The organism is Allolucifera butyrica, from assembly GCF_900476375.1.
GTDB lineage: Bacteria > Bacillota > Negativicutes > Sporomusales > UPPP01 > Lucifera > Lucifera butyrica.
In genome coordinates this window covers 54,419-79,195 of sequence record NZ_UPPP01000062.1, presented here as the reverse complement: position 1 = coordinate 79,195, position 24,777 = coordinate 54,419, and the positions used below count along the sequence as shown (strand labels likewise).

General features: G+C 48.5%; 21 protein-coding genes, 2 tRNA genes, 1 riboswitch and 1 other annotated feature. Of the genes, 1 reads left to right on the top strand and 22 read right to left on the bottom strand.

Features of this window, described 5'->3' with window-relative positions:
* Positions 1-26: 26 nt before the first annotated feature.
* From LUCIF_RS07585 to LUCIF_RS07540, 12 genes are all read right to left on the bottom strand, one after another.
* Positions 27-1,313: a bifunctional folylpolyglutamate synthase/dihydrofolate synthase gene (locus tag LUCIF_RS07585; RefSeq protein ID WP_122627267.1), complete on the bottom strand. Its 1,287-nt coding sequence runs from the start codon at positions 1,311-1,313 to the stop codon at positions 27-29.
* A gap of 67 nt (positions 1,314-1,380) precedes the next feature.
* Positions 1,381-4,029 carry a valine--tRNA ligase gene (locus tag LUCIF_RS07580; protein WP_122627266.1) on the bottom strand — a complete coding sequence of 883 codons (2,649 nt, stop codon included), beginning with the start codon at positions 4,027-4,029 and terminating at the stop codon, positions 1,381-1,383.
* Between the two features lie 183 nt (positions 4,030-4,212).
* Positions 4,213-4,437, bottom strand: a binding site (T-box leader).
* A 92-nt stretch (positions 4,438-4,529) separates the two neighbouring features.
* Positions 4,530-4,673: a hypothetical protein gene (locus LUCIF_RS26000; RefSeq protein WP_165865919.1), complete on the bottom strand. Its 144-nt coding sequence runs from the start codon at positions 4,671-4,673 to the stop codon at positions 4,530-4,532.
* Between the two features lie 391 nt (positions 4,674-5,064).
* On the bottom strand, positions 5,065-7,404 hold the full coding sequence (locus LUCIF_RS07575) for a hydratase (protein WP_122627265.1): 2,340 nt from the start codon (positions 7,402-7,404) through the stop codon (positions 5,065-5,067).
* A gap of 291 nt (positions 7,405-7,695) precedes the next feature.
* On the bottom strand, positions 7,696-8,943 hold the full coding sequence (locus tag LUCIF_RS07570) for a tRNA nucleotidyltransferase/poly(A) polymerase-related protein (protein ID WP_122627290.1): 1,248 nt from the start codon (positions 8,941-8,943) through the stop codon (positions 7,696-7,698).
* A gap of 293 nt (positions 8,944-9,236) precedes the next feature.
* Positions 9,237-9,992 (bottom strand): type I methionyl aminopeptidase, encoded by a 756-nt coding sequence (map, locus tag LUCIF_RS07565; RefSeq protein WP_122627264.1) that lies wholly within the window; start codon positions 9,990-9,992, stop codon positions 9,237-9,239.
* Positions 9,993-10,082: 90 nt separating this feature from the next.
* Positions 10,083-10,159 (bottom strand) — tRNA-Val (locus LUCIF_RS07560).
* 115 nt (positions 10,160-10,274) lie between these two features.
* Positions 10,275-10,481: a hypothetical protein gene (locus LUCIF_RS25810; RefSeq protein ID WP_126720582.1), complete on the bottom strand. Its 207-nt coding sequence runs from the start codon at positions 10,479-10,481 to the stop codon at positions 10,275-10,277.
* 223 nt (positions 10,482-10,704) lie between these two features.
* The gene (locus LUCIF_RS07555) at positions 10,705-11,838 is read right to left on the bottom strand and encodes an acyl-CoA dehydrogenase family protein (RefSeq protein ID WP_122627263.1); all 1,134 of its coding nucleotides are present in this window, start codon (positions 11,836-11,838) and stop codon (positions 10,705-10,707) included.
* A gap of 201 nt (positions 11,839-12,039) precedes the next feature.
* Positions 12,040-12,486, bottom strand: coding sequence for a DMT family transporter (locus LUCIF_RS07550; RefSeq protein WP_243638702.1), 447 nt, complete (start codon positions 12,484-12,486; stop codon positions 12,040-12,042).
* A gap of 336 nt (positions 12,487-12,822) precedes the next feature.
* A complete protein-coding gene (locus tag LUCIF_RS07545; RefSeq protein WP_207857182.1) occupies positions 12,823-13,248 on the bottom strand; it encodes a PaaI family thioesterase in 426 nt (141 codons plus the stop codon).
* Positions 13,249-13,370: 122 nt separating this feature from the next.
* Entirely contained in the window at positions 13,371-13,952 is a 582-nt protein-coding gene (locus LUCIF_RS07540) for a peptidoglycan-binding protein (protein WP_122627261.1), read from the bottom strand.
* Positions 13,953-13,958: 6 nt separating this feature from the next.
* Positions 13,959-14,101: riboswitch (cyclic di-AMP (ydaO/yuaA leader) on the bottom strand.
* 167 nt (positions 14,102-14,268) lie between these two features.
* Between LUCIF_RS07540 and LUCIF_RS07535 the strand changes: the two genes are divergently transcribed.
* Positions 14,269-15,495: an alanyl-tRNA editing protein gene (locus tag LUCIF_RS07535; protein WP_122627260.1), complete on the top strand. Its 1,227-nt coding sequence runs from the start codon at positions 14,269-14,271 to the stop codon at positions 15,493-15,495.
* 40 nt (positions 15,496-15,535) lie between these two features.
* Here the strand turns inward: LUCIF_RS07535 and LUCIF_RS26735 are convergent, their stop codons facing one another.
* From LUCIF_RS26735 to glnA, 10 genes are all read right to left on the bottom strand, one after another.
* Positions 15,536-16,258 carry a 3D domain-containing protein gene (locus LUCIF_RS26735; protein WP_165865923.1) on the bottom strand — a complete coding sequence of 241 codons (723 nt, stop codon included), beginning with the start codon at positions 16,256-16,258 and terminating at the stop codon, positions 15,536-15,538.
* A gap of 197 nt (positions 16,259-16,455) precedes the next feature.
* Positions 16,456-17,163: a 2-phosphosulfolactate phosphatase gene (locus LUCIF_RS07525; RefSeq protein WP_122627259.1), complete on the bottom strand. Its 708-nt coding sequence runs from the start codon at positions 17,161-17,163 to the stop codon at positions 16,456-16,458.
* A gap of 9 nt (positions 17,164-17,172) precedes the next feature.
* A complete protein-coding gene (locus LUCIF_RS07520; RefSeq protein ID WP_122627258.1) occupies positions 17,173-18,396 on the bottom strand; it encodes a Zn-dependent hydrolase in 1,224 nt (407 codons plus the stop codon).
* A gap of 119 nt (positions 18,397-18,515) precedes the next feature.
* Positions 18,516-19,187 carry a ferredoxin-like domain-containing protein gene (locus LUCIF_RS07515; RefSeq protein WP_122627257.1) on the bottom strand — a complete coding sequence of 224 codons (672 nt, stop codon included), beginning with the start codon at positions 19,185-19,187 and terminating at the stop codon, positions 18,516-18,518.
* A 286-nt stretch (positions 19,188-19,473) separates the two neighbouring features.
* Positions 19,474-19,605: a hypothetical protein gene (locus LUCIF_RS26980; protein WP_279386950.1), complete on the bottom strand. Its 132-nt coding sequence runs from the start codon at positions 19,603-19,605 to the stop codon at positions 19,474-19,476.
* Between the two features lie 160 nt (positions 19,606-19,765).
* Positions 19,766-20,278, bottom strand: a complete 513-nt coding sequence (locus LUCIF_RS07510) for a ferritin family protein (RefSeq protein WP_207857179.1) — start codon at positions 20,276-20,278, stop codon at positions 19,766-19,768.
* A gap of 143 nt (positions 20,279-20,421) precedes the next feature.
* Positions 20,422-20,496, bottom strand: a tRNA-Gly gene (locus LUCIF_RS07505).
* Positions 20,497-20,562: 66 nt separating this feature from the next.
* Positions 20,563-20,997 carry an Lrp/AsnC family transcriptional regulator gene (locus LUCIF_RS07500; protein ID WP_165865918.1) on the bottom strand — a complete coding sequence of 145 codons (435 nt, stop codon included), beginning with the start codon at positions 20,995-20,997 and terminating at the stop codon, positions 20,563-20,565.
* 75 nt (positions 20,998-21,072) lie between these two features.
* Complete coding sequence (locus tag LUCIF_RS07495; protein WP_122627254.1) at positions 21,073-22,983, bottom strand: type I glutamate--ammonia ligase; 1,911 nt, start codon at positions 22,981-22,983, stop codon at positions 21,073-21,075.
* Between the two features lie 152 nt (positions 22,984-23,135).
* Positions 23,136-24,566, bottom strand: a complete 1,431-nt coding sequence (gene glnA / locus LUCIF_RS07490) for a type I glutamate--ammonia ligase (protein ID WP_122627253.1) — start codon at positions 24,564-24,566, stop codon at positions 23,136-23,138.
* Positions 24,567-24,777: the final 211 nt, after the last annotated feature.

Here is a 24,777-nt window from a genome sequence, read left to right as displayed (position 1 = left end):
TATATCCCTATGGCTAGTTTGTCCAGTTATTTAATTTTTTTTACAATTTTGCGGGCTTCCCCGGCTAAATATAGGGAACCGGCAATGCATAACACCGAATTGCCGTGGGCAAGCTCACCGGCTTTCTCCAGCCCGGCGGCGATAGACCGGCTCACTTCCACCTGCCTGGCTTTAATTTTCGGCGCAATTTCTTCCGGCTCCGCTGCCCGTTCCGATAAAGGCGGCACCACTACCACGGTATCCTCTTCGCGAATCAGAGCAGCGATAATGCCATCTACATCTTTATCCCGTAAAATTCCCAACAAAAACACAACCGGCCTTCCGGGAAACACGTCGTCCAGCGTCCGGCGCAGCGCTGCGGCCCCGTCGGGATTATGCGCCCCGTCGATAACAATGACCGGATTTCCCGGAATGATCTCAAAACGGCCCGGCCAAACGGCCCCGGCCAGTCCGTCCCGAATCGCATTCACCGTAATCCGTGGTTCCCCCCGGCTCAACACCATTGCTGCCATAACCACTATCGCCGCATTCTTGACCTGGTGGTGTCCCAGCAGATTGATCCGGAATAAGCCGCAATCGCCGTATACTGTCTTTACCGTAATGTCCTGACTGGTAACAGTCATACCGGCAAACTCGGCGTAAAAATCCTCATCTAACACATAGAGAGAAGAAGCCGTGTCGATGCAGGCTTGGCGGATTACGTCCAAAGCTTCCCCCTGGGCTGCCGTAACCACCGGAACACCGGCTTTAATAATTCCGGCCTTATGGACGGCAATTTCCCGGATTGTCGCACCGCAGCGGTCGGTATGTTCCAGCGTGACATTCGTAATCATGGCCAATTCAGGCACTACCACATTGGTTGAATCCAACAGCCCTCCCAGACCTACCTCAATAACGGCATAATCCACACCGGCCTTGGCAAAGTAAAAAAAGGCCGCCGCCGTTAATACCTCAAATTCTGTCGGCTGTTCTCCCCCGGCCCGGATCATCTCTTCCACAAAACGCCGTGTATGGTCGATAGCCTCCGCAAAGGCACCGGGAGGCACCGGCCGGCCGTCGACCGCCATTCTCTCCGTATAATCAATCAGATGGGGTGAAGTATACATGCCGGTCTTTAAGCCGCTTGCCGTCAAAACAGCCGTTAGCATAGCTGTTGCCGATCCCTTTCCATTCGTCCCGGTAATATGAATGGTTTTATAGCTGCGCTCCGGATGCCCCATCCGGTCCAGCAAATTTTCAACCCGCTTCAAACCCAGGCTGATGCCGAATTTCCCAAGGGAAGCCAAATAGTTCAGCGCTTGTTCATATGTCATGATGCTACACCTATGAGGGAGTAACGGACGGTCCGGAACCGGTTACTCCCTTCCATTCATCAAATTTTTATAGTTTAGCCAGATAAAGCAGCCGTTCGTTGATGGCCGCCCGTTTTTCCCGGTATTCTTTTTCTTTAGTTCGTTCTTTCTCAATAACCTCGGCCGGCGCTTTAGCCACAAAACCGGCATTAGCCAGTTTTCCGGCAACCCGGGTCAACTCCTTGTCCAGAGCTTCCAGTTCCTTTTGCAGGCGGGCCAATTCCTTGTCAATGTCAATTAAGCCCTTCAAGGGAAGATAAATTTCCACGCCATTGGCTACCGCCGTCATGGCATTTTCCGGTTTGGCCGCCGATAAGGGCAGGATCCTTACCGACTCTGCTGCAGCCAATAGCTTCACATACTGAATATTAGCCTGAAAAACGTTTGTTACCGCATCGCCCGCTACCTGCAAAATAACTTCGCTTTTGCGTCCCGGCGGCACATTGACTTCCGCCCGCATGTTGCGAATCGCCTTAATGACGTCCATGATAAGCTCCATATTCCGTTCCTCTTCCCGGCAAATCAGCCCGGACTGTTCCGCCGGCCATTCAGAAACCATAATGCTGGCGCCTTCATGGGGCAAATGCTGCCAAACCGCTTCCGTGATAAACGGCATAAACGGATGAAGCAATTTTAAGGTACGGGAAAGGACATACCACAACACATACTGGGCAACAGCCCGGTTTGTCCCGTCTTCTTTATTATATAGCCGGATTTTCGTCATTTCAATGTACCAGTCACAAAACTCATTCCAAATAAACTCATACAGCAGGCGGGCTGCTTCGCCCAGCTCAAATTTTTCCAGATTCTCCGTAACTGCCGCCACCGTCTGGGCATAACGGCTCAGAATCCACCGGTCCGCCAGCGTATACCGGCTGGTATCAGGCTGCTCACCGGCATGAAAACCGTCCAGATTCATCAGCACAAACCGCGATGCGTTCCAGATCTTATTGGCAAAATTGCGGCTTGACTCTACCCGTTCCCAATAAAAACGCATATCATTGCCCGGTGTATTGCCGGTAACCAGGGTAAAGCGCAATGCATCCGCCCCATACTTATCAATTACCGCCAGCGGATCAATTCCGTTACCCAGGGACTTGCTCATCTTCCGGCCTTCCCCATCCCTTACCAGGCCATGAATAAAGACATGCTTAAAAGGAATTTCCTGCTGGAATTCAAGCCCCATAAAAATCATCCGGGCTACCCAGAAGAAAATGATATCGTATCCCGTTACCAATACACTGGTAGGATAAAAGTGCGCCAGCTCCGGCGTTTTTTCGGGCCATCCCATGGTCGAAAAAGGCCACAAAGCGGAACTGAACCAAGTATCCAATACATCCGGATCCTGCTCTACCTTACCGCCGCACTTGGGGCATGAATGCACATCTTCACGGGAAACAATCACTTCTCCGCATTCACAATACCAGGCCGGAATCCGGTGCCCCCACCAGATCTGACGGGAAATACACCAGTCGCGAATATTCTCCAGCCAATTAATATAAATTTTGGTAAACCGCTCGGGCACAAACTGAATTTTTCCCGTGGCAACCGCTGCAATTGCCGGTTCCGCCAAGGGTTTCATTTTGACAAACCATTGTTTGGACGTCAACGGCTCCACAACCGTGCCGCAGCGCTGACAATGTCCTACGGAATGGGTATGTTCATCAATTTTCACCAGATAACCTTGCTCTTTCAAATCGCTTACAAGCACCTTGCGGCATTCATAACGGTCCATGCCGGCGTATTTACCGGTATCAGCCCCCATACTGCCGTCAGAATTAATGACTACAATCTGCGGCAACTGATGCCTAAGACCCATATCAAAATCATTCGGATCATGGGCCGGCGTCACTTTTACCGCCCCGGTCCCGAAAGACGGGTCCACATATTCATCCGCCACCACCGGAATGCGCCGCCCTACTAACGGCAATAGCAAAAACCGGCCTATCAGCTTGCTATAGCGGGAATCCTCCGGATGTACGGCCACAGCCGTATCCCCCAGAATCGTCTCCGGCCGGGTAGTGGCAACCGTAATAAATTCACCGTCGCTGCCCTCCACCGGATAGCGCACATGGTACAGATTTCCGGGAGTCTCTTCGTGCTCCACCTCGATATCGCTCAAGGCGGTATTGCAGCGCGGACACCAGTTGGTAATGCGATTCCCCTGATAAATTAAGCCCTTCTCATATAAAGTGACAAATACTTCCCGCACCGCCCGGGAACATCCTTCATCCATGGTAAACCGCTCCCGCTGCCAGTCGCAGGAGGCCCCCAGACTTTTCAATTGCGTAATAATGCGGCTGCCATACTGCTTTTTCCACTCCCAGACCCGGTCAATAAACGTTTCCCGGCCCAGGTCGTAACGGGAAATATTATCTTTTGCCAGAACCTCTTCCACCTTAATTTGCGTGGCAATTCCGGCATGGTCGGTGCCGGGCATCCAGAGCGTATTATATCCCTGCATACGCCGCCAGCGAATCAGAATATCCTGCAATACATTATCAATTGCATGTCCCATATGCAATTGGCCGGTAACATTCGGCGGCGGAATGACGATGCTGAACGGATCTTTGTCCTTATCCACCTCGGCGTGAAAAAATTGATTTTCCTCCCAATATGCATACCATTTTTTCTCCTGAATCTGCGGCTCATATACAGTGGCGATTTCTTTTTCCATATTCGGTACTTCCTCCTATTGCCGGTAAAATAAGAAAAACCGCTGTGCGGTCTTTCGGCTCATAGCGCAGGGCTCAGGGCGCGGGCAAACCTCCTCACAATTCCCTCAGTCCTTGGTCCGTAAGAACTTGCAACCTTTTAAAAATTTATTAATTCTGATACATTAAAAAAGCTCTTCCATCCCTGTAAGGACGAAAGAGCTCACTTTCGTGGTACCACCTTGCTTTTCACCCGCCAAAAATGACAGACGGGTTCTCTCCTGCGGTAACGGCGCAACCGGTCATATCTACTAACATCAATATGACGGCTCCAGGACGACCTTCCGCCGGCCACACCGGAAAACCTTACAGCCAGAGGTTTTCTCTCTTAACGGGTGGTACCGCGTACTCCTTCCCTTCACAACCTATAAACATCATTAAATTACTTTTACTATACTGTAGCCGCCGCGCATTGTCAAGTTTTGGCATGGAAAGCCCCGGCCCAAATAGCAAAAGCTATCTTTTAGATCTCTTTTAGACTGATATCCCGGTTGAATTCCCGTATTTGGGCCATACGCAGCGCTTCCAGATAAGCACAGGAGTAATTTTCCGCTTTCACTACCTGCCCCGAATCAATACCGTCAACATAAATTTTATAAGCCTTCAATCCATCCACTCCCCCTTATATTGGACAGCAACTAAAATTGCACTACATAGTATGCCACCAATAAAGGATCCTAAACCAGGAAAGACCGCTTAAGGCGGTCTTTCGGCTCATGGCGCAGGGCTCAGGGCACTCAGGGCACGGGGAAACCTTCTGGAAATCACTTGCCGGCCAGCCAGGCAGAAAGCCTCGAGTCTTTCTTGATACAGCAGAAGTTATGAGTTTTCAGAGGCTGAAAATCTTTACAAATCAAAGGTTTAATGGATTTTGAGTTGTGTAAGTGATAGCTGTTAAACGGCAGAAGAATTGTATTAGGAAGAAAATCGCTTTTTGGGTTCTTCTGTGCCCTGCGCCATGAGCCACGAACCGAAAAACCGCGCAGCGGTTTTTCTTATTACTTGGCATAATAGTTAATTAAACAGCCGGCCAGAATAATGTCCCGTTCCTCCTGGGTAAGCCGGCCCAGGCTCAGTTCCAGCGGTGTTTGCCCCCGGTCATTGACGGCATAGGCGGCAATCTTTTCCGTCTGATTCATTACGGCCTGTCGAATTCCCGGTATATAGATATAATCATCCAAATTCAGATGGATCTGCGCTCCATCAGCAATCGTGAACGGCAGCATACCCCAGTTGATCAGATTGCTGCGGTAACGTTTGGTCGCATACTCAACTGCAATATTCGCCTGTCCCCCCAGCACCTTCTGGCAGGAAGCCGCCTGTTCCCTGGCGGACCCATCGCCCGGCTTGACAGCGAAAATTACGCTCCCCAGTCCGGTATCCCGGACGAACTGCCGCCATTCTTCCGGCTCCCGGCATTCCTTACCGGTCTGCCGGAAAACCGTGCTTAAATCCTCCGGCATTTGACCGTCCGCCAATACCTGCCGCCGCTTGAACTCGAGTTCCTGAACCGCCTTGGCCCGGCCGACATAAGCAGGGTCTTTGCGTGACAAGGTAAATTCGGCCAGTTTGAGTGGATTGGAACGGTAGGACGAGGTTTCCCCGGAAGGAATCAATTCGTCGGTTGTCGTCACCGGATCATGGATCACGGTAACCAGCTTAAGCAATAAATTTTCCGGCAGGGGCAGCATCTTCGGCCAATCAGCGATATTCGGACCAAATTTTAGTTCTTCTTCCCTCTTTGCTTTGCCAAATCCCTGATATACCCGGTTGTCATACACCTGCCGGTTAAAGAAGTAAACCGGCGGCGCCGCCAGGCCGTCCAATTCCGTGGCCGGCGTCAATACACCGCCATTTAATGCGGTAGCGGCAATGGACCGGGCATCCATTAACGCAACGGAAGCAATTTGTCCGCTGGCCGGTTTCGAACCTTCCCGGTTGGGGAAGTTCCGCGTTACATGCCGGATGCTAAGCCCCTGGTTGGCCGGAATATCGCCCGCGCCGAAACAGGGGCCGCAGAAAGCGGTCTTTACCGTAGCCCCGGCCAGCATTAATTTTTCTATGGCCTTATTATTAATTAATTCGAGAAATATGGGCTGACTGGCCGGATAAACGTTCAGCGAAAAATCATTTGCGCCGACCGGCTTCCGGCTTACCAGGTCAGCCACGGCCGCAATGTTTTCAAAAGTGCCGCCGGCGCAGCCCGCGACTACGCCTTGCTCAACCTTCAGACGTCCGTCAACGAGCTTATCCGTCAAACGGAAGGTTAGTTGCGAATTTTCCAGCTGTTTTTTCCCTGCCGCTTCCACTTCCCGCAGAATTTCCGCGGCATGCCGGTTCAACTCGGCAATTGTCCAGACATTGCTGGGATGAAAGGGGAGCGCGATCATCGGCTCCACCTTGCTTAAATCCACTTTGACCAAACCGTCATAGTAGCTTGCCGCCGCCGGCGCCAGTCTGCGGTACGCCTCCGGCCGCCCGTGGATCCGGTAGAATTCCGCCACCTTTTCGTCGGTAAGCCAGATCGACGACAAACAAGTCGTTTCGGTGGTCATCACGTCGATACCGTTGCGAAAATCAACACTAAGATTGGCAATTCCGGGACCGACAAATTCCATCACTTTATTCTTTACAAAGGAATTCTTAAAGACTGCTTTAATGATCGCCAGCGCCACGTCTTGCGGTCCAACACCCGGCGCCGGTTTTCCCGTCAGATAAACGGCAGTCACTTCCGGTTGGGCTATATCGTACGTCTTGGCCAGCAACTGCTTAACGAGTTCCGGTCCTCCTTCCCCGATGCCCATGGTTCCAAGAGCGCCATAGCGGGTGTGACTGTCCGAGCCGAGGATCATTTTACCGCAGCCGGTCATCATCTCCCGCACGTACTGATGGATAACGGCCTGATGAGCCGGTACAAAAATACCGCCGTATTTGCGGGCCCCCGAAAGTCCGAAGACGTGATCATCTTCATTAATTGTCCCTCCGACCGCGCATAGACTATTATGGCAATTCGTCAGAACATAGGGAACGGGAAATTCTTTTAACCCGCTGGCGCGAGCGGTTTGAATAATTCCGACATAAGTAATATCATGCGAGGCCAAGGCGTCGAAACGCAGTCTTAACGTATCCGAATTCCCCGCTTGATTGTGGCTGTTTAAAATCTGATAAGTAATCGTACCGGTCCGCGCCTTATCCCGGCTGATTTCCGTTCCGGACAGCGGACCAAACCCGGCACCGGCCAGGCGGCCGTTAACCTCATTCATACTAAAATGACCGTCATCTTCCAGGATGAAGCCGCCTTGTAAAAGATAAACCCCTTTGTTTACTAATTCGACCATACCAATACTCCTCTCCGCTTATTCAGGCCATCATCTAATTCATATCCTCAAAAAATATGCCGTGTAACATAAGTCCCACATTTCGCCCCTTGAATTTATAGCGGACCGTGAAAAATGGGATAAGTAAGCGTTGCTATCGAGAAGGTTCACGTTTGGAGAACATACGTATTTAGGCAGAATTCTTTCCTAACATATTCTTTGTATCACCGGATACATGCATAGCCGTATTGTATAGTACAATATCGGATTGACAATAAATTGTCAAGTCCAAATAAGCCGGAATATCCTATTTTAGGGTAAATTATCGTTTGCCAGCTCGCTTTCCAGCTGTTTATATTTTTTTATCCGCTCCTGCAATACCCATTCACCAATCCGGGGGCCTTTTAGTCCTGGCGGCGCATCCCTTCCGTCCACCATCCGTAAGGAAGCAAGAATTTTATCATAGTGCCGGAGAAACCCCGGCAGATTGCCGGCATCGGCGAGGAGAACCGCATTAAAGCCATCGATCCCCAGCGGGTTCTTACTTAACTCCATAATTAGCTCAACAATCTTTTTAGCCTGCTTCATAGTATGGACCCGCATATGATGGCGGCAGGCAAACTTCGCGCATTGCAGCCATACCGCCGGCAGCGTCATAAACCGGTTAAACCCGTTTAAGACTCCGCTCCCCGCTGCATCATGATTATGATGCGAAGGCAGTTCCTCCGGGGGCGTTATTCCCTTGCCAATATCATGCATCAGGCCGGCAAACCGCACCTCCGGCCGGACAGTCATTGCCGCAACCTTGTCCACCACCAGCATGCTATGTTCAAACGAATCGCCCTCAGGGTGATACAGTTCCGGCTGTGTCTGGCCGATCAGCGCATAAACCGGCGGATAGGTTATATCCAAAAGATCAGCCACTCTTAAAATACGGAAAAATACCGAGGGCCGGGGCGTTGCCAGGGCTTTTCTCAATTCCGTCATATACCGTTCCCGCGGTTCTTCCATCAGTTCCCGGCGGCATAAACGCATGAGTTCCAAGGTGGCGTCCGCGACGGTAAATCCGAATTCCGCGGCTTGTCTCGCAGCCCGCAGCGCCCGTACGGGGTCCTCGGAAAAATGCGGCGATGTTGCTCTTATGATGCCTCGCCTGATATCGCCGGCACCCCGGTAAGGGTCCACCAGCGTCATCGTCTCCGTATCAATGGCCATGCTGTTCATCGTCGTATCCCGGCGAAAAAGGTCCTCTTCTATTGTTACCGCCGGATCGTATTGGACGGCAAAGCCCTTATAACCGCTGCCGCTTTTTCGCTCCGTCCGGGCAAAAGCCACTTCACAACAGCGGCCATCGACCATTACCAGATATACCGGAAACGACTTTCCGGCCTTGATTGCCGCCGGAAACGCAGCGGTAAAGCACTCTTCCGTCATTCCGGCGACGGCAAAATCGATATCCTTCGGGTTCCCGCCCATAAGTAAATCCCGGACATAGCCGCCAACAATATACAGCTTGCCGCCGTTCGCTTTAATTAGATCGCCAAATGCGCTCTGCTCCATTTGTTCCCCCCAATGAATAACCCGGTTCAGAAATTCCACCTGTTAAAAACCCCATGGGCATGTTTCCGGCCATGGGGAAATAATATCTATTTTTTATGCCATCTTAGTTTATTCTATCTCGTCTGTAGCAATTCCTACAAAAATGCACAAAAAGCTATAAGGCATAACCTCATAGCTTTTGACTTTCTGATAACCGGCAGTTTAAACGGCGTATTTTAACAGGCTGCAGAATCTGCACAATCCTTCAGCTCATGGATGCAAGCAGCTTTTTTATTGACAAGAAAACCTGAACTTTAAGCTAAATTCTGTTCCGTTAAAATGAACGGCCCATTAGGTGTAATTGCAATGGTATGTTCATATTGAGCGGAAAGTTTGCCGTCCACAGTTCTTGCGGTCCATCCGTTCCGGTCTATTTTGCATTGAAACGAACCGGCATTCACCATAGGTTCAACGGTTATAACCATGCCTTCTCTCAACTTTAATCCTTTGCCGGCTTCGCCGTAATTCAGCACGGCCGGGTCTTCGTGCATATTCCTGCCAATGCCATGCCCTGTAAAATCTCTAACTACCGAAAAACCTTCCTTTTCAACATAGGTTTGTATGGCATGGCCAATATCGCCTAACCGGTTTCCGGCCCGGGCCTGTTCAATTCCTTTGTACATAGAGGTTTTCGCAATTTCGAGCAGGTGCTTTGCCTCATCGGCAATGTTTCCCACCGGGTGAGTCCAGGCCGAATCGGCAAGGCCCCCATTTAAATTCACAACGAAATCAATTGTGACAATATCACCGTCTTTTAGCGGCTTGCTGTCAGGAAAACCATGGCAAATCTCATCATTCACCGACGCACAGGTAGCATACCGGTACCCCTGATATCCCTTTTGCTCAGGGGTAGCACCCCATTTAGCCAAATAGTCTTCCACAAATTTATCGATTTCCAGGGTGCTGATGCCAGGCTTAATCATTCTGGCAATTTCCTGGTGGCAGGAAGCAAGTATTTTACCCGCTTCCTGCATCATTTTTATTTCCCGCTCACTCTTAAATATAACCATATCGAAAATCTCCTCAATTTATTCAGTTCAACCCGGCCAAGCTGAATCATAAACTAAAAGGGTCTGCAATATGCAAACCCTCAATTTTCATGGTGGGGTTAAACGGACTCGAACCGCTGGCCTCTTCGATGTCAACGAAGCGCTCTAACCAACTGAGCTATAACCCCATTATTAAGATTTGTATTCTCTGCATTCAGCGTTTTATGTCAGTCCCAATGCTTCCTCGAAAGCAATGAAGCACTTTAATAATATAACATAATACTGCAGAAAATGCAAGGATCATCAATTATTTTCTTCCTCGGAAAACCCCTTGGGGTTAAATGTAAAATTGCCCTCAATATAGTTTCCCTGTTCATCGTATTTAATACAAATTCGCCGGACCGCTTTTTGCCGGATTGTCAACTTCCCCTCCCTGTCATAGTACTTAACTTCGGTTCTCGCTCCAGTGCGATCTTCCTGCGACGATTCTCCCCATTTACTATTCTTCAAAAAAGCACCAGCCTTTATTGAATATTACTTTTTACATAATAATTCATCATAACTGCTTATAATCCTTTAAGAATATGGCATCCTTTTGCAAAAATTACCGGGGCGAAACTCTGGTTCTTATAAACAGACAATCCTTCAAAGGGTGATGCGAAAAATTCTCTTTTACGGTCAAAACAGCCCGATACCGCTGGTACCGGGCTGTCTTTCTTTCCTAATAGAACAATTAATACAAAATATTGTTGGCAATAACCAAGCGCTGAATCTGGTTCGTTCCCTCATAAATCTGCATAATTTTAGCGTCACGCATATACTTCTCGGCCGGATATTCGCGGGAATACCCGTAGCCGCCCAAAACCTGCACTGCATCGGTAGTAACTTTCATAGCCGTGTCGGCGGCAAAGCATTTCGCTATCGCCGACTCCCTGCCATAAGGAACATTCTGATCCTTCAGCCAGCAGGCTTTGTAAACAAGAAGACGGGCGGCTTCAATCTGCATGGCCATATCGGCCAGCATAGCCTGAACTAATTGAAACGAAGCAATCGGTTTGCCGAACTGTTCCCGTTCTTTGGAATATTTAACGGCAAAATCAAAGGCCGCCTGGCAAAGTCCGACCGATACGGCACCGACAAAGGGACGAGCCGCATCCAGAGTCTTCATGGCAATTTTAAATCCTTCGCCTTCCCGGCCGATTCGGCGCGAAGCCGGAACCCGGACATTATCCAAAATCAGCTCACAGGTGTTGGATGCCCGGATGCCCATTTTATCTTCTTCTTTCCCCGAGGAAAAACCGGGGGTGCCACGGTCTACCAGGAAAGCGGTCAGTCCACGGATACCGGCGGATTTCCTGGCATTGGCAAAGATCACATAAATATCGGCTATACCGCCGTTGGTGATAAAACATTTCGTCCCGTTCAAAATATAATCATCACCATCTTTGGTAGCGGAAGTGGCTACCGCGCCGGCGTCGGAACCCGCTCCCGGTTCGGTAAGCGCAAAGGCCGCCAGCTTTCCGTCGTTAATGACGGAAAACATTTTTTGTTTTTGTTCTTCCGTCCCCGCCACCAGAACAGGATAGGAAGCCAATGCGTTCGCTGCCGTAGTTGTCGCCACCCCGGCGCAACCTTTACCCAGTTCTTCATAAATGAGCGCAATGGTAAGTGCATCCAATCCGGGGCCGTCATATTCTTCCGGTACGGTTAAATTCAACATACCTGCATCATTTAATTTTTGAAATAAGCCGGCTCTGATCTCTCCTGCTTTATCCATCTCCAAGGCATAGGGTGTAATTTCTTTAGCAACGAATTCCTGAGCCATTTTTTTCAGCGCTAATTGGTCGGGAGTAAAGTTAAAATCCATGCTTTTCCTCCTTATATTTGATTTTTAGCATAAAACGAATAAATAAATACAATATGTTATTAAGTATACCTTATTCTTCCTGGTTTGTTAACCCATTTTTGGAAAAAATGACGATCCTCGCCGCCGGGCAGCCAGTGGTCTGTAAACTCTAAAGCTATAGGATGAATTGCGGGAGGCTATAGAATTAGGGTTTACAGACCACTAACTCAGCAGCAATTTGGCCCCAATGGTAAGGAGTACCAAACCCGCTAAATCATTAAAACCAAAAGCCATTTTTTCCATGCCGAATCCGCCAAAATGATCGATCAGCAGGGCAGTCAATACTTGTCCCACAATAATGGCTGTTGTTGCATTCGCAACACCTACAGTGGGAATACTCGCAGCAACAAGATAAATAATAAATACACCGACAATACCACCCAAATACGCATACCAGGGTGCCTGCGGCAAGGAAAGCAAATTGCCTTTACCCATTTTCAGCAGAAACAGCACCAGCAGCAGAAGCAGCGTGCCGGTGATATGTACAACAAAGGTGGCCTCCAATAAACCGATAACCTTGCTCAATGCCGCATTAAACGTACCCTGCACGGCCATTAGTATTCCTGATATCAAAGCCAGCACTAATGGCATCAGATGACCCGGAATCATATCCAATTCCCCGCCCTCCCTTAAACAGTATTTCGGCCTAACCCTAGTATAATGCTTGCGTTCTATTTATATACCAGTGCTCTGTTAACCTTAAATCTGTAGGATGAATTGCGAAAGATTTTTTGTCCTGCACGGCGGAGGAGGCGCGCATATCGAGAATATGTAAGCCGACGACAACAAAGCAGGGCGGAAAATATCTCGCAAGAACACTATAGAGTTAGGGTTTACAGAGCACTAGGGCGCACTGTCCGGGAGAACGGGATCCACAGCCTCAGGCCATATGCGGGAAAATTATTTGTTGGCCTCCCGCCGGCTCAACCACTGCGGGTAGTATTCTTATGGTTCAAAATAGCCGACTACAAAGAAAGTTCCCGTGGCTTTTGCCAGCAGTTTTTCGTTAGCGTCAAAAATTTCCGCCTCCACGACCATCGTTGTGCGGCCGTTATGAATGACCCTGCCGATACTGCGCGCCACTTCACCGGGGCCGGCGCTTTTCACAAAGTTCATGCTCATCGTAAGCGTAACCACCCGTTTTCCCAAGCTGCCACAAGCCGCCCCCATAGCCGTATCGGCCAGGGAAAATAAGCTGCCGCCATGAGCAAAGCCATGTAAATTAGTATGCTTGCCGGAAATGACTGGCATTGACAATTCGGCCATTCCTTCTTGAAACTTCACCACCGAAATGTCCAGAAGTTTTACAAACGGATTGCGGTCGTAAATCTCTCCAAGATGTTTAGTAAGCCGAGAATTTTGCGTTGTCACCGGGTACCTCCTGCCTGTTCAGTTCGTTCTTCATGCGATATCACTTCCCTTTCCCGGTATTCCTATACGGCGAATACAATCCTTCAGCAGGCAACAGGAAAAGAAAAACAGGCTGCCGCCTGTTAGTCCAATACATATACGGTTACTCTCTGGACACCAAACTGCAAGGCTTCCCCGCGGTTTTCAAATGCCAGATCAATCCGTGCACCGGTTATGGAGGAACCGATATCATCCGCAATTCCATAGCCATAACCAGGAATATAAAGGCGTGTTCCAAGCGGGATCACAGACGGGTCAACCGCGATCAAGCCTTTGCGCAGGGGATGACCTCCATAGGTAAAAGCGCCGGTGCCGGCATCCTGAGCCGTGTAGGCTGACGCCGTCATTGTCAGGGCCCGGCTATACCGGGATGGTTGGGTCTGGGCGGTTCGCTCTAAATAGGCCAACGTAGCTTTCCCAACGGTACCGTCGGGAGGCAGTCCGTTCTCCTGCTGAAACCTTTGCACCGCCCGCAATGTCAAATTGCCGAATACACCATCAATCTCGCCGGCAAAAAAACCGGAATCGGCCAATAGTTTCTGAATGGTTTTTACTTCATCACCGCGCATACCAAATTGAACCGGCTTGTCCGCCGCAGCTGCGTAAACCGTGGCGCTCATGGACAGCAAAAAGATACATGCCGCCAATAAAAAAACCTTTTTCAATTGTATCACCTCTCTTTTGAGTGCCTCCGAGGTTAGCTGTCGGGTGAGGGCGAAAGAGAGAAAAGAGAAACAACCCCTCCGCAATGCGGATTTACCCCTGTTTTTCTAGCGGTTCCCCCGTACCTATATGGATTCGGCATTTTAATTTTACTATAAATTTCCCCTGCGGTCAAAACAAATTCCCTTTCGGCAATTTTCCTCTTTTTATGGGATCGAAATGTATAGCCCTTTGGGTCTTTCCGGTATATTTTGCCCGAAGTATTTTTAGGGACTATAATATATATTGTAGTAATTGAGCTGTTGAAGGGAGTATATTATGTATACTGAAAAACTTTATTATCAGGACTCTTATGTACATGAATTTTCGGCTGCCGTAATAAAATGCACTCCCATGCCCGACGGGCAATGGAAGGTCGTACTGGACCGGACTGCATTCTATCCGGAAGGCGGCGGCCAGCCATGCGACACCGGCTTTATCAACCGGATTCCTGTTACGGCGGTACGGCAGGAGCAAGATGAAATCGTCCATATTATGCCGGAATGCCCCGGTCAGGGAACCCTTAAGGGCCAAATCAACTGGGACCGCCGCTTTGACCACATGCAGCAGCATAGCGGCGAACACGTTTTATCGGCCGTATTTCAGCAACTATATGAGGCGGAAAATATTGGTTTTCATTTGGGAACCGAATCCACTCAAATTGATTTGGCTTTGGATAAAATTACGGCGGAAGAGATTGCCGCGGCTGAAAAACTGGCCAACGAAATGATTTATGCTAATAAACCGGTACGCAGTCAGGAGATTACACCGGACAGGCTGGAGCAATTTCCTCTGCGGAAACAGATAGCCAAGGAATATTTCCGCATCCGTCTGGTAGACATTGAAAACCTGGATTGCTGCCCATGCGGCGGTACTCACGTCCAGGCCACAGGCGAAATCGGACTTATCAAAATTCGCTCCTGGGAACGAAAAAATAACGCCATCCGTGTTGATTTTGTCTGTGGTCAACGCGCCCTAGGGGATTTTCAGCAAAAAAACCTTTTGGTTCAGCAATTGTCCAGCCTCTTGTCCACTCCAGTTAACGGCCTCGTACAAGCTATAGAAAAACAAGCGGCCAAACTGGAAGAGACAATGAAACAGCTTGCCGCTGTCAAAGAGGAATTCACCCGGATTCTGGCAGCGAATTTATTGCAGCAGTCGCCCGCCGCAGCCGGAATTCATCTTATCTCCCATATACTCACGACGGCCACACCGTCGGAAACAGCCGAACTGGCTAAGCAATTGGCATCGTTTCCCCACACAATCGCCCTGGTAGGCGGTATCAATCCGGAACAGAACAAGTGTCATCTTGTTTTTGCCTGTTCCGATGAAATAGCGGTGAATATGGGAACCCATCTCAAATCCGTTTTGCCGTTAATCGGCGGCAAAGGCGGCGGCAATGCCCGCTCCGCCCAAGGAGGCGGTCTTCAAACAGACCGGGTGGATATCGCCTTGTCCCAGGCAAAACAAAACATTTTGCAGGAACTGGATGGGAAAGACCGCTAGCGCGGTCTACATAAAAAAAAACCGGCCGAAGCCGGTCCGGTTAATTGAGCACATATACTTTTACATTTTTGATTCCGTAATCGTTTGCCTCCTGCCGCGAATTAAAAGCCAGGTCAATACGGTTTCCTTTTATCGCGCCGCCCTGGTCATCGGCAACCGCCTCGCCGTAACCTTCTATCCACAACCGGGTCCCCATGGGGATAATGCGCGGGTCTACGGCCGCAATCCCTTTGTGTACCGTTCCTCCCACATAGTTTTGGTTACCCCATTTTCCGTTGTCGGGAGCCCCCGGTCCATAGGCAGTCGCCTGCATATTCAGGACACGCTTATAATTTTGCGGCGCCCCCAATAAGGAATTATTGTTCAGGGCAGCCTGCGGATTTAAAGCAGCATTCAGCAACATACTGATTACCGGCGAATCTTTTTGGTATTTTTCCATGCGGTTTATAACTTCCTGACTGATTTGCCGGCGCAATGCATTCACGCTGATCCCATCGGCCCCACTCAGCACGGCGGTATTCAAACCGGCTTGAGCGGCTTTATCCAAAGCAGCCTGCGTGATTGCACCAATAATAACATTCCGGTTAACCGAATTCAAATTGTTTTTCCAATTCAATAAACCCTGAATCCGGCTCGCAGTCTGATTCTGACCGGCAAGTTCGGAGAGTGTGCTTTCCAAAGAGGCGGCATGGGCCAGAGAAGTCAACGGATATCCAGTGCCCAGCATTACAGCCGTCAATACTACCATTGCTATCTTTTTCATCATGTCTCCCCTTTCGCAAGGATAGTACCCATTGTACCATAAAGTTTACATAATAAAAACGGAAAATTAAAGAAAAACCGCTGGCACGGTTTTTCGGTAATTGGCAATTAGGAAAAGATGGAATCGCAGTCTCTTTTTCCAAAATCAAAAATCCAATTTCCAATTACTAAAAGACCGTCCTAAGCGGTCTTTCTTAATCATAGGGTGACCTTTCCTTGAGTAAACACCGGTACCACCGGATAGATATCGTGTTGCAAACAATAGGCTACATCCTGAGAATAGCCGATTTGCCGCAAATAGCTGGCGTGGGACGAGGCCGCAACCCGGGGTATCATGTTGCCGGAGCAGCAAAAATCCCGGTACATTGCCAACGCCGCTACTGCCGTATCGCTTAGAACCGCATTTTCAGCCAGCCGCCCGGCAATCAGCCCGGCGCACAGCGCATCCTCCAACGCAAATCTTCCTTCCGTACCGGAACACAGGACCATCACATCGGTTGCCGCATTTCGCAAGCGTTCGCACACGGCCGCCGCGTTTACGAACGCGGCGGTATATACGGTTGCAGCTTGCGAAACATGATTCAGCGCCTGCGTTCCATTCGTTGTTGTCATAATGATTTCCCTGCCGTCGACAACAGCGGCAGTATATTCTAGCGGAGAATTGCCCAGATCAAAGCCGGGAATAAGCAGTCCCTTTCTCTCCCCGGCCAGAAGCGCCGCCGGATATTCGTTCTGTCGCAATTGCAGCGCTTCTTCCACCGTCCGCACGGGGCAAATCATCTTACAGCCATGAAACATAGCCGCTGCCATAGAACTGGTAGCCCTAAACACATCAATCACAACGGCAATATGCCTTTCTCCGCATCCCGGATATTCGCCGGGAGTAAAACAAACATGAACCTGCACGGATACCACCTACTTTGCCAGCCGATACAACATTTCCGTCAAAACGTCAATGCCGGTCATAATGTCTTCTGTTGCCACGGATTCTTCCGGATGATGGCTAAGCCCGTTTTTGCAGGGAATTAAAATCATACCGGTAGGCGTCAAATGGGCCATATACATAGCATCATGCCCTGCACCGCTATTCATGAGCCGGTATGAAACCCCCCGGCTGCGGCACACATTTTCGATCGTTTCCACCATATGCTCATCCATCAACACCGGCTTTTCCGAGGATAACACTTCCATAGCCACGGGAGTGTGCTGTTCTTCGGCAATGGTGCTGATTGCATCTTTAATATCCTGCAGGGTTTGAATGATGCTGTCATGATCTACGCCGCGAATATCCACCCACATTTCCACCATGCCGGGAACAGCATTCATAACACCGGGATGCACTATTTGCGCGCCCACTGTGCCCACAGTCCCATAGGTCGACTGTTCCAAGGATATTTCCTGGATTGCCAGAACAATCATCGACGCACTGACCAGCGCGTCCTGACGTTCATCCATCGGTGTCGCTCCCGAATGCGCGGCAGTGCCCTCTACAGTAATCTTTAACCGGGTCGAAGCCGCAACCCATTCCACGATTCCAATTTTACTTCCCGTCTTTTCCAATATGCGGCTCTGTTCAATATGCAATTCAACAAATCCCTTGAGCTCTTCCTTTTTCCGGGCGGCTGCGGTCACGGCGCTTAAGTCAAGACCCTGTTTTAAAAAAGCCTGTTTCAGAGTAATACCGCTATGATCCTGGGCCCGACTCCAGGCATGTATATTGGCTGTACCGTTCATCGCCTTACTTCCCAGATTCGAATAACCAAACCGGCTGGCTTCTTCCGCAATAAAAACAACGAGCTCAACCGGATGGGTCAATGGCCCCCGGGCTTGCAAGCGCTGAATCGCCAGCAATCCGCCGGCGATTCCTACTACACCATCGTATTTTCCGCCATGGGGAACCGTATCCAAATGAGAGCCGGTTGCGACTGCAGGGGCCTCTGGATCTTTTCCCGCCAAACGGCCAATAATATTACCCGCGGCATCAATACGCACATCCAGTCCGGCGTCCTTCATCCGTCCTTGAATATGTTCCCGGGCCTGCCGGTCGGCCTGGCTGAAAGCCAGGCGGCTTATCCCGATTTCACCTTCTTTAAATTGGGCAAGCTGCTCGATGAGCTCGATGACCCATTTGTCCTCCATCCTATCGCCTCCTGCCGAACATTTCCTTATTGACAGTATACCCTGAAACTGCCAATATTTCCATATGTACCTTTGTATTTTATCGGGCAGGACTAAAAACATGCTGCATCCCCGGACGGCTAGCCAAGTAAATCCTGTTTTACTTTTTCAAAGCCCAGCCGGTCGAGCATCATCCCCATTCGTTCATAGTTACGGGCATTTGCCCTATAATACGTGATAATTTTCTCCACTAGAGGCAGCACTTGTTCCGGCATCACGTGCTCGGCCAAAAGATTAGCCAGCCGGGGCTTAATCCCGGCATTCCCGCCAATCAAGACATTGAAACCCTTGGGAGTACCCACAATGCCCAGATCTTTGACCGCCGGTTCGGCACAGGAGTTCATACAGCCACTTACACCCATTTTGAATTTCGAGGGCAATTTCATTCCATGATATCGCTCATCCAGGGCCAAGCCCAAGCTAACGGCGTCCTGTTGCGCCCGTTTACAAAAATGAGTAGCCGGACAAATCTTGATACTGCGCACACAGAGGCCAATCGCCGCCCCTTTATCCATTCCCAGTTCCTCCCAGGCAGCATCGATCTTATCCGGCGTAATGCCCACCAAAGCGATTCGTTGTGCCGATGTCACTTTAATGGCTTGAGCGCCGAATTTTTCGGCAACATCGGCCAATCTGCGCAATGTATTCGGATCTGTAATAATGCCGCCGGGAATGTGGGGGGCAATCGCATACGTTTCTTTGTCCCGTTGTAAGACAGCTCCTTTTTCCAATAAATCTGTTTTCATCTCCATTTATAATTCCTCCATATTAGCTAAGAATAATATTATTTTTAGACAAAGAAAGCCAAAATTCCTCTTGATATTTTAGATATCTTTTCGAACCTAAGAAAGACCCAATGGGTCTTTAAATGGAAAGAAAGTATTTTACTTTTCGGCTTTCTTAAGAAGAATGTTTTATTATAAAAATAACCCGAAAAGTTATACTTTCTGATCCCACAAAAAAAGCGCCCTGCCGGGCGCAAATTATTTTCATCGGTCCTGTTTTAAAAAGATGTAGATACTACATTAAACCAGGCGCTTATCGCAAAAAAGAAACGACCATGAGAAGCAGCAATATGGCAGCCGTAATTCCACCAATTGTTAAAGCCGTCCGGTTCAACTTTTTCATATCCTGTTTGTGATAAGCCCGCTTACCTATCGACTTGGCCATAAATCTTCCCCCTATCATATATACTAGTCCTATTAATTAATATTGTACAAATTTTCTCAACATTTTCAATACCTGCAACCATTAAATATTGCTGATAGCGGGTCTTTCCGGAGAATATTATCTGCCCCTTGCCGGTGAAAAGCATCTTGTAAGATGAAAACTACGTGGCAGAGGATTCATATAACCAGGCATTCATCATTTCTCTTATTTTTATTACATGTTTTTGTTCTTCTACTTTTAACAGACTAAAAACTTTTTTTGCAGCCTCAAATTTGGCATTTCGTGCTAATTCATCATAAAGTAAGATCGAATCTTTTTCCGCCTGCATAGCTAAATTTAAAACAGCCGTTATACCGCTTAATTCATCTATGGCAGCGGCTGCTTTTTCCGGCGGGGGAAAAATATACGCTTCGGTGAGGGCAGTCAAATAACGGGAAACTTCCGGATCGAACAAATACTCATCCGCCGCGGCATCTCTGTTTTGTTTTAGAATGTCATAAATTCGGGAAAACGCTTCGTAGTGAGCAACCTCCTCGTTCATTAAAGCAAGAAATAAACTCGTCTGCGCCTCATTTTTAGACTTCTGATAAGCCTGCCGGTAAAACTCCTTACCGCGGACTTCGATTTCCAGGGCGACTCGCAAGCCTTCCAAATCGCTAAACAATTTTTCCATTAACTTTCCCTCCCAACAAATAATAATTTTATATTTTATTCGCCGCCAAAAAGAGAAAACCTTTTTTGGCATCGCCCATCCTTCCTGCTTTTTACACAAATAAAACCCGGTGCGCAATGCACCGGGTTTTATTTGTTACACATTGGAGCGGACAGCAAGATTCGAACTCGCGACCCTCGCCTTGGCAAGGCGAGGGTCTACCGCTGAGCTACTTCCGCACCTTTAGAGCATTAGTTATACTATACAACTGCAGTTCTGACAAGTCCATTGAGCGGCAGAATGTTTCAAGGCAGCAACACCGGCTTGTGCTCTATTGGCGAAGATAAGACAATGAACGGACGTACCTGACCAAACTGCGACATTTCGTCGATAATTTTCTCCATACCAGCCAGATCCGCTGTTGCTAAATCAATAAGATATCCCATTTCGCCTGTAATCCGGTGGCATTCCAGTACATTTTCCTGGGAACGGATATATTCCCGGAATTCGGATTTATTTATACTGGTTAGCATTAGCATAACAAACGCCCGCACGGCAAGACCGGCCTTTTGTATATTAATTACCGCTTTATAGCCGCTAATCACGCCGTTTTCTTCCAGTTTTTTCACCCGTTCAATGGTGGCCGGACTGGTTAATCCTACCCGCTGTCCCAATTCTTTCATGGTAATGCGTCCGTCAGCCTGCAAAATATCTAAAATCCGCAAGTCAATGGAATCCATATCAACGCACCTCATATGAGCTATTCTTCACCATTTAGTCAAAACTCCCTCAACGTAGCTGAGGGAGTCGGCCTGTTAACAACCATGAATCATGTTTCTTTTATATTGCACATAAGCACTTTTTAATTCTTCAAGCTTATCACTCATTTCCACTTGCAAAGCGGAAGCAGTATTATAATCGCCACTGTTAACCGCTTCCCCGATCCGGGTGAACAGGCTCTTCTTCGCCGTAGAATCTTTCGCCAGGTAAACCCGGAGATTCATAATAGCCTGCCAATTTTTTTCGTCCAGGTCACTGCCGGCTTCCGGGGTATGCAGACAGGAACAAGCTTTTACGATATCCGCATTTTCGGGAATAATACGATTCAACAGTTCTATCTTCCAGCGCAACAAGGCTCCGGCAACAAAGGCATCAATCAGTTCCTGCGAGAAAACATTGCCGGCTTTGATCGCTTCCACTTTCTGCGGATATTTGGCCAGCCCCTGCATATTTTCCCACACTGTAGCAGGCGGTTTGCTGAACATACGGTTCCGTTCTTCCGCGGTGTAGTCTTCAAACACATCATGTTCACTGCGGTAGGCCCGGTCGGTTTCGAGATAGAAACTGGGAACACCCGGCTCTTTCGACAATTCCTTCTCCAGTTCCTTCGTCGTCTTGCCGGAAGCAACAGCCGCTTTAATGCCGTCAAGCATGGAAAGATAAATTGTCGTCAAGGCAATATAGGTGTTCGTGAACGGATTCGGCGAGCGAACTTCAAAGCGGGTTGCCAGCGGGTTATTAATATCACGGACAAGTCCTGCCAGGATGGTCCGGTTACGGGAAGGAACTTCCGGATTGTGGCCCAGAGAAGTAACGATGCATACCGGCGCTTCGAAACCGGGTTTTAAACGGTTCAAAGAATCATTCGTGGAAGAAATAAAGGGATTTACCACTTCATAGTGCTTGAGCAGCCCCATAATAGAGCCATAACCGACCGCACTCAGGAAATCGGCTTTCATATCTTTCGGCGCAAACAGGTTCACAATTTTACCCGATTTCAATTTGGCAGCCATGCCAACATGGGTATGTTCCCCATTGCCGGCAACACCAATGATCGGCTTGGCCTGAAAGGTTACTTCCAGTCCATTGGCGCGGAACACTTCCTTAACAAGGATCCGGGCCTGTAATTCATTGTCCGCCGTCTGTACCCCGCTGGCAAAACGCCAGTCAATTTCCATCTGTTCCATTACATGGGTCAGTCCACCGGACTCGCTGATCCTGGCTTTTACCCCGCCGACCTCTTTGTGGCCCATTTCCGGATGCAAACCATACTGCTCCAGCATCATGACGGCTTGTTCCATGGCCGTGCGTGCCTCACCGCGAGTACGGGCCCAATAGTTTTCCTGCATTACCTGGGTTGCCGACAGTTCTTCCACCCGGGCTTTTTCCGCCGGGGTCTTCACCCAAAATTCCAGTTCCGTCGCTGAAGTAAAAATAATATCTTCCACTTCATCGGCGCCGATGTGCTCCAAACCGGCTACCTGAGGATGCTTTTTGAATAAATTAAGCAGTTCCCCTTTAATATATTCCAGCGATTGCGCCATGATCGACCGGGAGTCAACCCGTACGCCGTTATGGACAAGGAAAGCCGGAATACGCAAGGTACCAATCGGTTTTTTGGTTTCTTCATCAATATGCTCGAAATTGTAATCAACAAACCAATTCACACCAGGGTCGGCCAGCATATCGACTTTGGCATTATTTAATGTGGCAACACCGGTTAACACAACGGATGAGCCGTCGGTCTGCACCGCGCTGCCACTAAAGAAATCATCAACGTCTTTCAGAAACAATGATATAGGAACTTTTTCGTCCGTATCATTACCGGCGAGGTCAATTCCCACCAAAGAGACGAATTTAATTTCGGGATGCTTTCTCAATAAATCAACCAGTTCTTGTTTGCTATATTTTCCTGTGGGAATCACGTACAGCAAATCTTTAAGCATTCTCTCACCTCATAAAATTATTTAATTCATAGTCTATTCCACATATACTAAAATTATCCTGCCAAAGAGATGCATTTAATTATCCCTGAGGAAAATTTAGCGTGGAAAACACAGACGCCGGATTTCCCGGCGTCCGCGGTAAAACCAGCGGATTAGATATCGAAATACAGCTTGAATTCCATTGGATGCGGACGCAGCCGGACTGAATCCACTTCATTAGCATATTTATAGCTGATCCAGGTCTCCAGAAGATCCTTGGTAAATACCCCGCCTTCCAATAAGAAAGCATGATCCTCTTCCAACGCCTTTAAGGCTCCTTCCAAAGAACCGGGTACGCTCTTGACTTTAGCCTTTTCTTCCGGCGGCAGTTCATAAATGTTGACCTGCATCGGTCCGAAGCCTTCCGCAACCGGGTCAATTTTGTTCTTAATCCCATCGATCCCGGCCATCAACATGGCGGCTAATGCCAAATACGGGTTAGAAGAAGCATCGGGGGGACGGAATTCGATCCGTTTTGTTTTGGGATTCTTGGAATACATCGGAATCCGGACAGCAGCACTCCGGTTACGAGCTGAAAACGCGATATTTACCGGTGCTTCATACCCCGGTACCAGTCGTTTGTATGAATTCGTAGTCGGACTGGTAAGAGCCAGCAAAGCCGAAGCATGTTTTAGCAAACCGCCTATGTAGTACAAGGCCGTTTGACTGAGTTGAGCATAATTTTTCTCATCAAAGAACAACGGCTGACCGCCCAGCCACAGGCTTTGATGTACGTGCATACCGCTGCCGTTATCACCAAAAAGTGGTTTCGGCATAAAAGTTGCCAGCTTACCATACCTTCTGGCAACATTTTTTACTACATACTTGAAAGTCATCGTTTTATCGGCCATATTGGTCAAGGTATCAAAGCGCATGCCAATTTCGCCCTGGCCGCCGGTAGCTACCTCATGATGATGCGCTTCAACAGGAATTCCCAGGCTTTCCAGCACCAAAGTCATCTCGGAACGGATATCATGGGTTGCATCGGCGGGAGGAACCGGCAGATATCCTTCTTTATTACGAATTTTATAACCAAGATTGGGGCCTTCATTCTTGCCGGTATTCCAAATTGCTTCTTCAGAATCTACCGAATAATAAGCAGCATTTTGACTCAAATCATAACGAACATCATCAAAAATGAAAAATTCGGCTTCCGGTCCCCAATAACTGGCATCCGCAATTCCTGTAGCATTAAGGTAAGCTTCCGCTTTTTGTGCCACATAGCGCGCATCCCGGCTATAGTTTTCCATGTCAGGAGAAACAACATTACAAATTAGACTTAACGTAGGTTCTTTCATAAATGGGTCAACAATTGCCGTATTCGGATCAGGAATTAGAAGCATATCACTTTCTTCAATGCCCTGAAAGCCCCGGATACTGGATCCGTCAAAACCATGCCCCTCAGCAAACACACTTTCGTCAAATTCACTGATCGGAACCGTTTTGTGCTGCCAAATACCAGGAAGATCGATAAATTTGTAATCAACCAGCTTAGCTCCCTTTTCTTTTGCCATCGCCACTACATCTTTAGGTGTCATACTCATTTTCTACCTCCTAAAGTTAAGATAAAATAAAAAGACGCCGCATAATGCAGACAAAATCTGCAATATGCCAGCGTCATTGCCGACTTGAAATATTTAGTATGGATTTATTATAGCACACATACTGTTTTTGTCTAGAGGGTAAAATAAATATTTATTACATTTTTGGCAAAAATGGCAAACAAAATAATCTAATTTTCCCGGTTAGCGTTAG

What these genes read in the sequence shown, in the direction of transcription:
- LUCIF_RS07585 (WP_122627267.1), bottom strand. Translation starts at nt 1,313, where the DNA reads ATGACATATGAACAAGCGCTGAACTATTTGGCTTCCCTTGGGAAATTC.
- LUCIF_RS07580 (WP_122627266.1), bottom strand. Translation starts at nt 4,029, where the DNA reads ATGGAAAAAGAAATCGCCACTGTATATGAGCCGCAGATTCAGGAGAAA.
- LUCIF_RS07575 (WP_122627265.1), bottom strand. Translation starts at nt 7,404, where the DNA reads ATGGTCGAATTAGTAAACAAAGGGGTTTATCTTTTACAAGGCGGCTTC.
- LUCIF_RS07570 (WP_122627290.1), bottom strand. Translation starts at nt 8,943, where the DNA reads ATGGAGCAGAGCGCATTTGGCGATCTAATTAAAGCGAACGGCGGCAAG.
- map (WP_122627264.1), bottom strand. Translation starts at nt 9,992, where the DNA reads ATGGTTATATTTAAGAGTGAGCGGGAAATAAAAATGATGCAGGAAGCG.
- LUCIF_RS07555 (WP_122627263.1), bottom strand. Translation starts at nt 11,838, where the DNA reads ATGGATTTTAACTTTACTCCCGACCAATTAGCGCTGAAAAAAATGGCT.
- LUCIF_RS07550 (WP_243638702.1), bottom strand. Translation starts at nt 12,486, where the DNA reads ATGATTCCGGGTCATCTGATGCCATTAGTGCTGGCTTTGATATCAGGA.
- LUCIF_RS07535 (WP_122627260.1), top strand. Translation starts at nt 14,269, where the DNA reads ATGTATACTGAAAAACTTTATTATCAGGACTCTTATGTACATGAATTT.
- LUCIF_RS26735 (WP_165865923.1), bottom strand. Translation starts at nt 16,258, where the DNA reads ATGAAAAAGATAGCAATGGTAGTATTGACGGCTGTAATGCTGGGCACT.
- LUCIF_RS07520 (WP_122627258.1), bottom strand. Translation starts at nt 18,396, where the DNA reads ATGGAGGACAAATGGGTCATCGAGCTCATCGAGCAGCTTGCCCAATTT.
- LUCIF_RS07515 (WP_122627257.1), bottom strand. Translation starts at nt 19,187, where the DNA reads ATGGAGATGAAAACAGATTTATTGGAAAAAGGAGCTGTCTTACAACGG.
- LUCIF_RS26980 (WP_279386950.1), bottom strand. Translation starts at nt 19,605, where the DNA reads ATGGCCAAGTCGATAGGTAAGCGGGCTTATCACAAACAGGATATGAAA.
- LUCIF_RS07510 (WP_207857179.1), bottom strand. Translation starts at nt 20,278, where the DNA reads ATGGAAAAATTGTTTAGCGATTTGGAAGGCTTGCGAGTCGCCCTGGAA.
- LUCIF_RS07500 (WP_165865918.1), bottom strand. Translation starts at nt 20,997, where the DNA reads ATGGATTCCATTGACTTGCGGATTTTAGATATTTTGCAGGCTGACGGA.
- LUCIF_RS07495 (WP_122627254.1), bottom strand. Translation starts at nt 22,983, where the DNA reads ATGCTTAAAGATTTGCTGTACGTGATTCCCACAGGAAAATATAGCAAA.
- glnA (WP_122627253.1), bottom strand. Translation starts at nt 24,566, where the DNA reads ATGAGTATGACACCTAAAGATGTAGTGGCGATGGCAAAAGAAAAGGGA.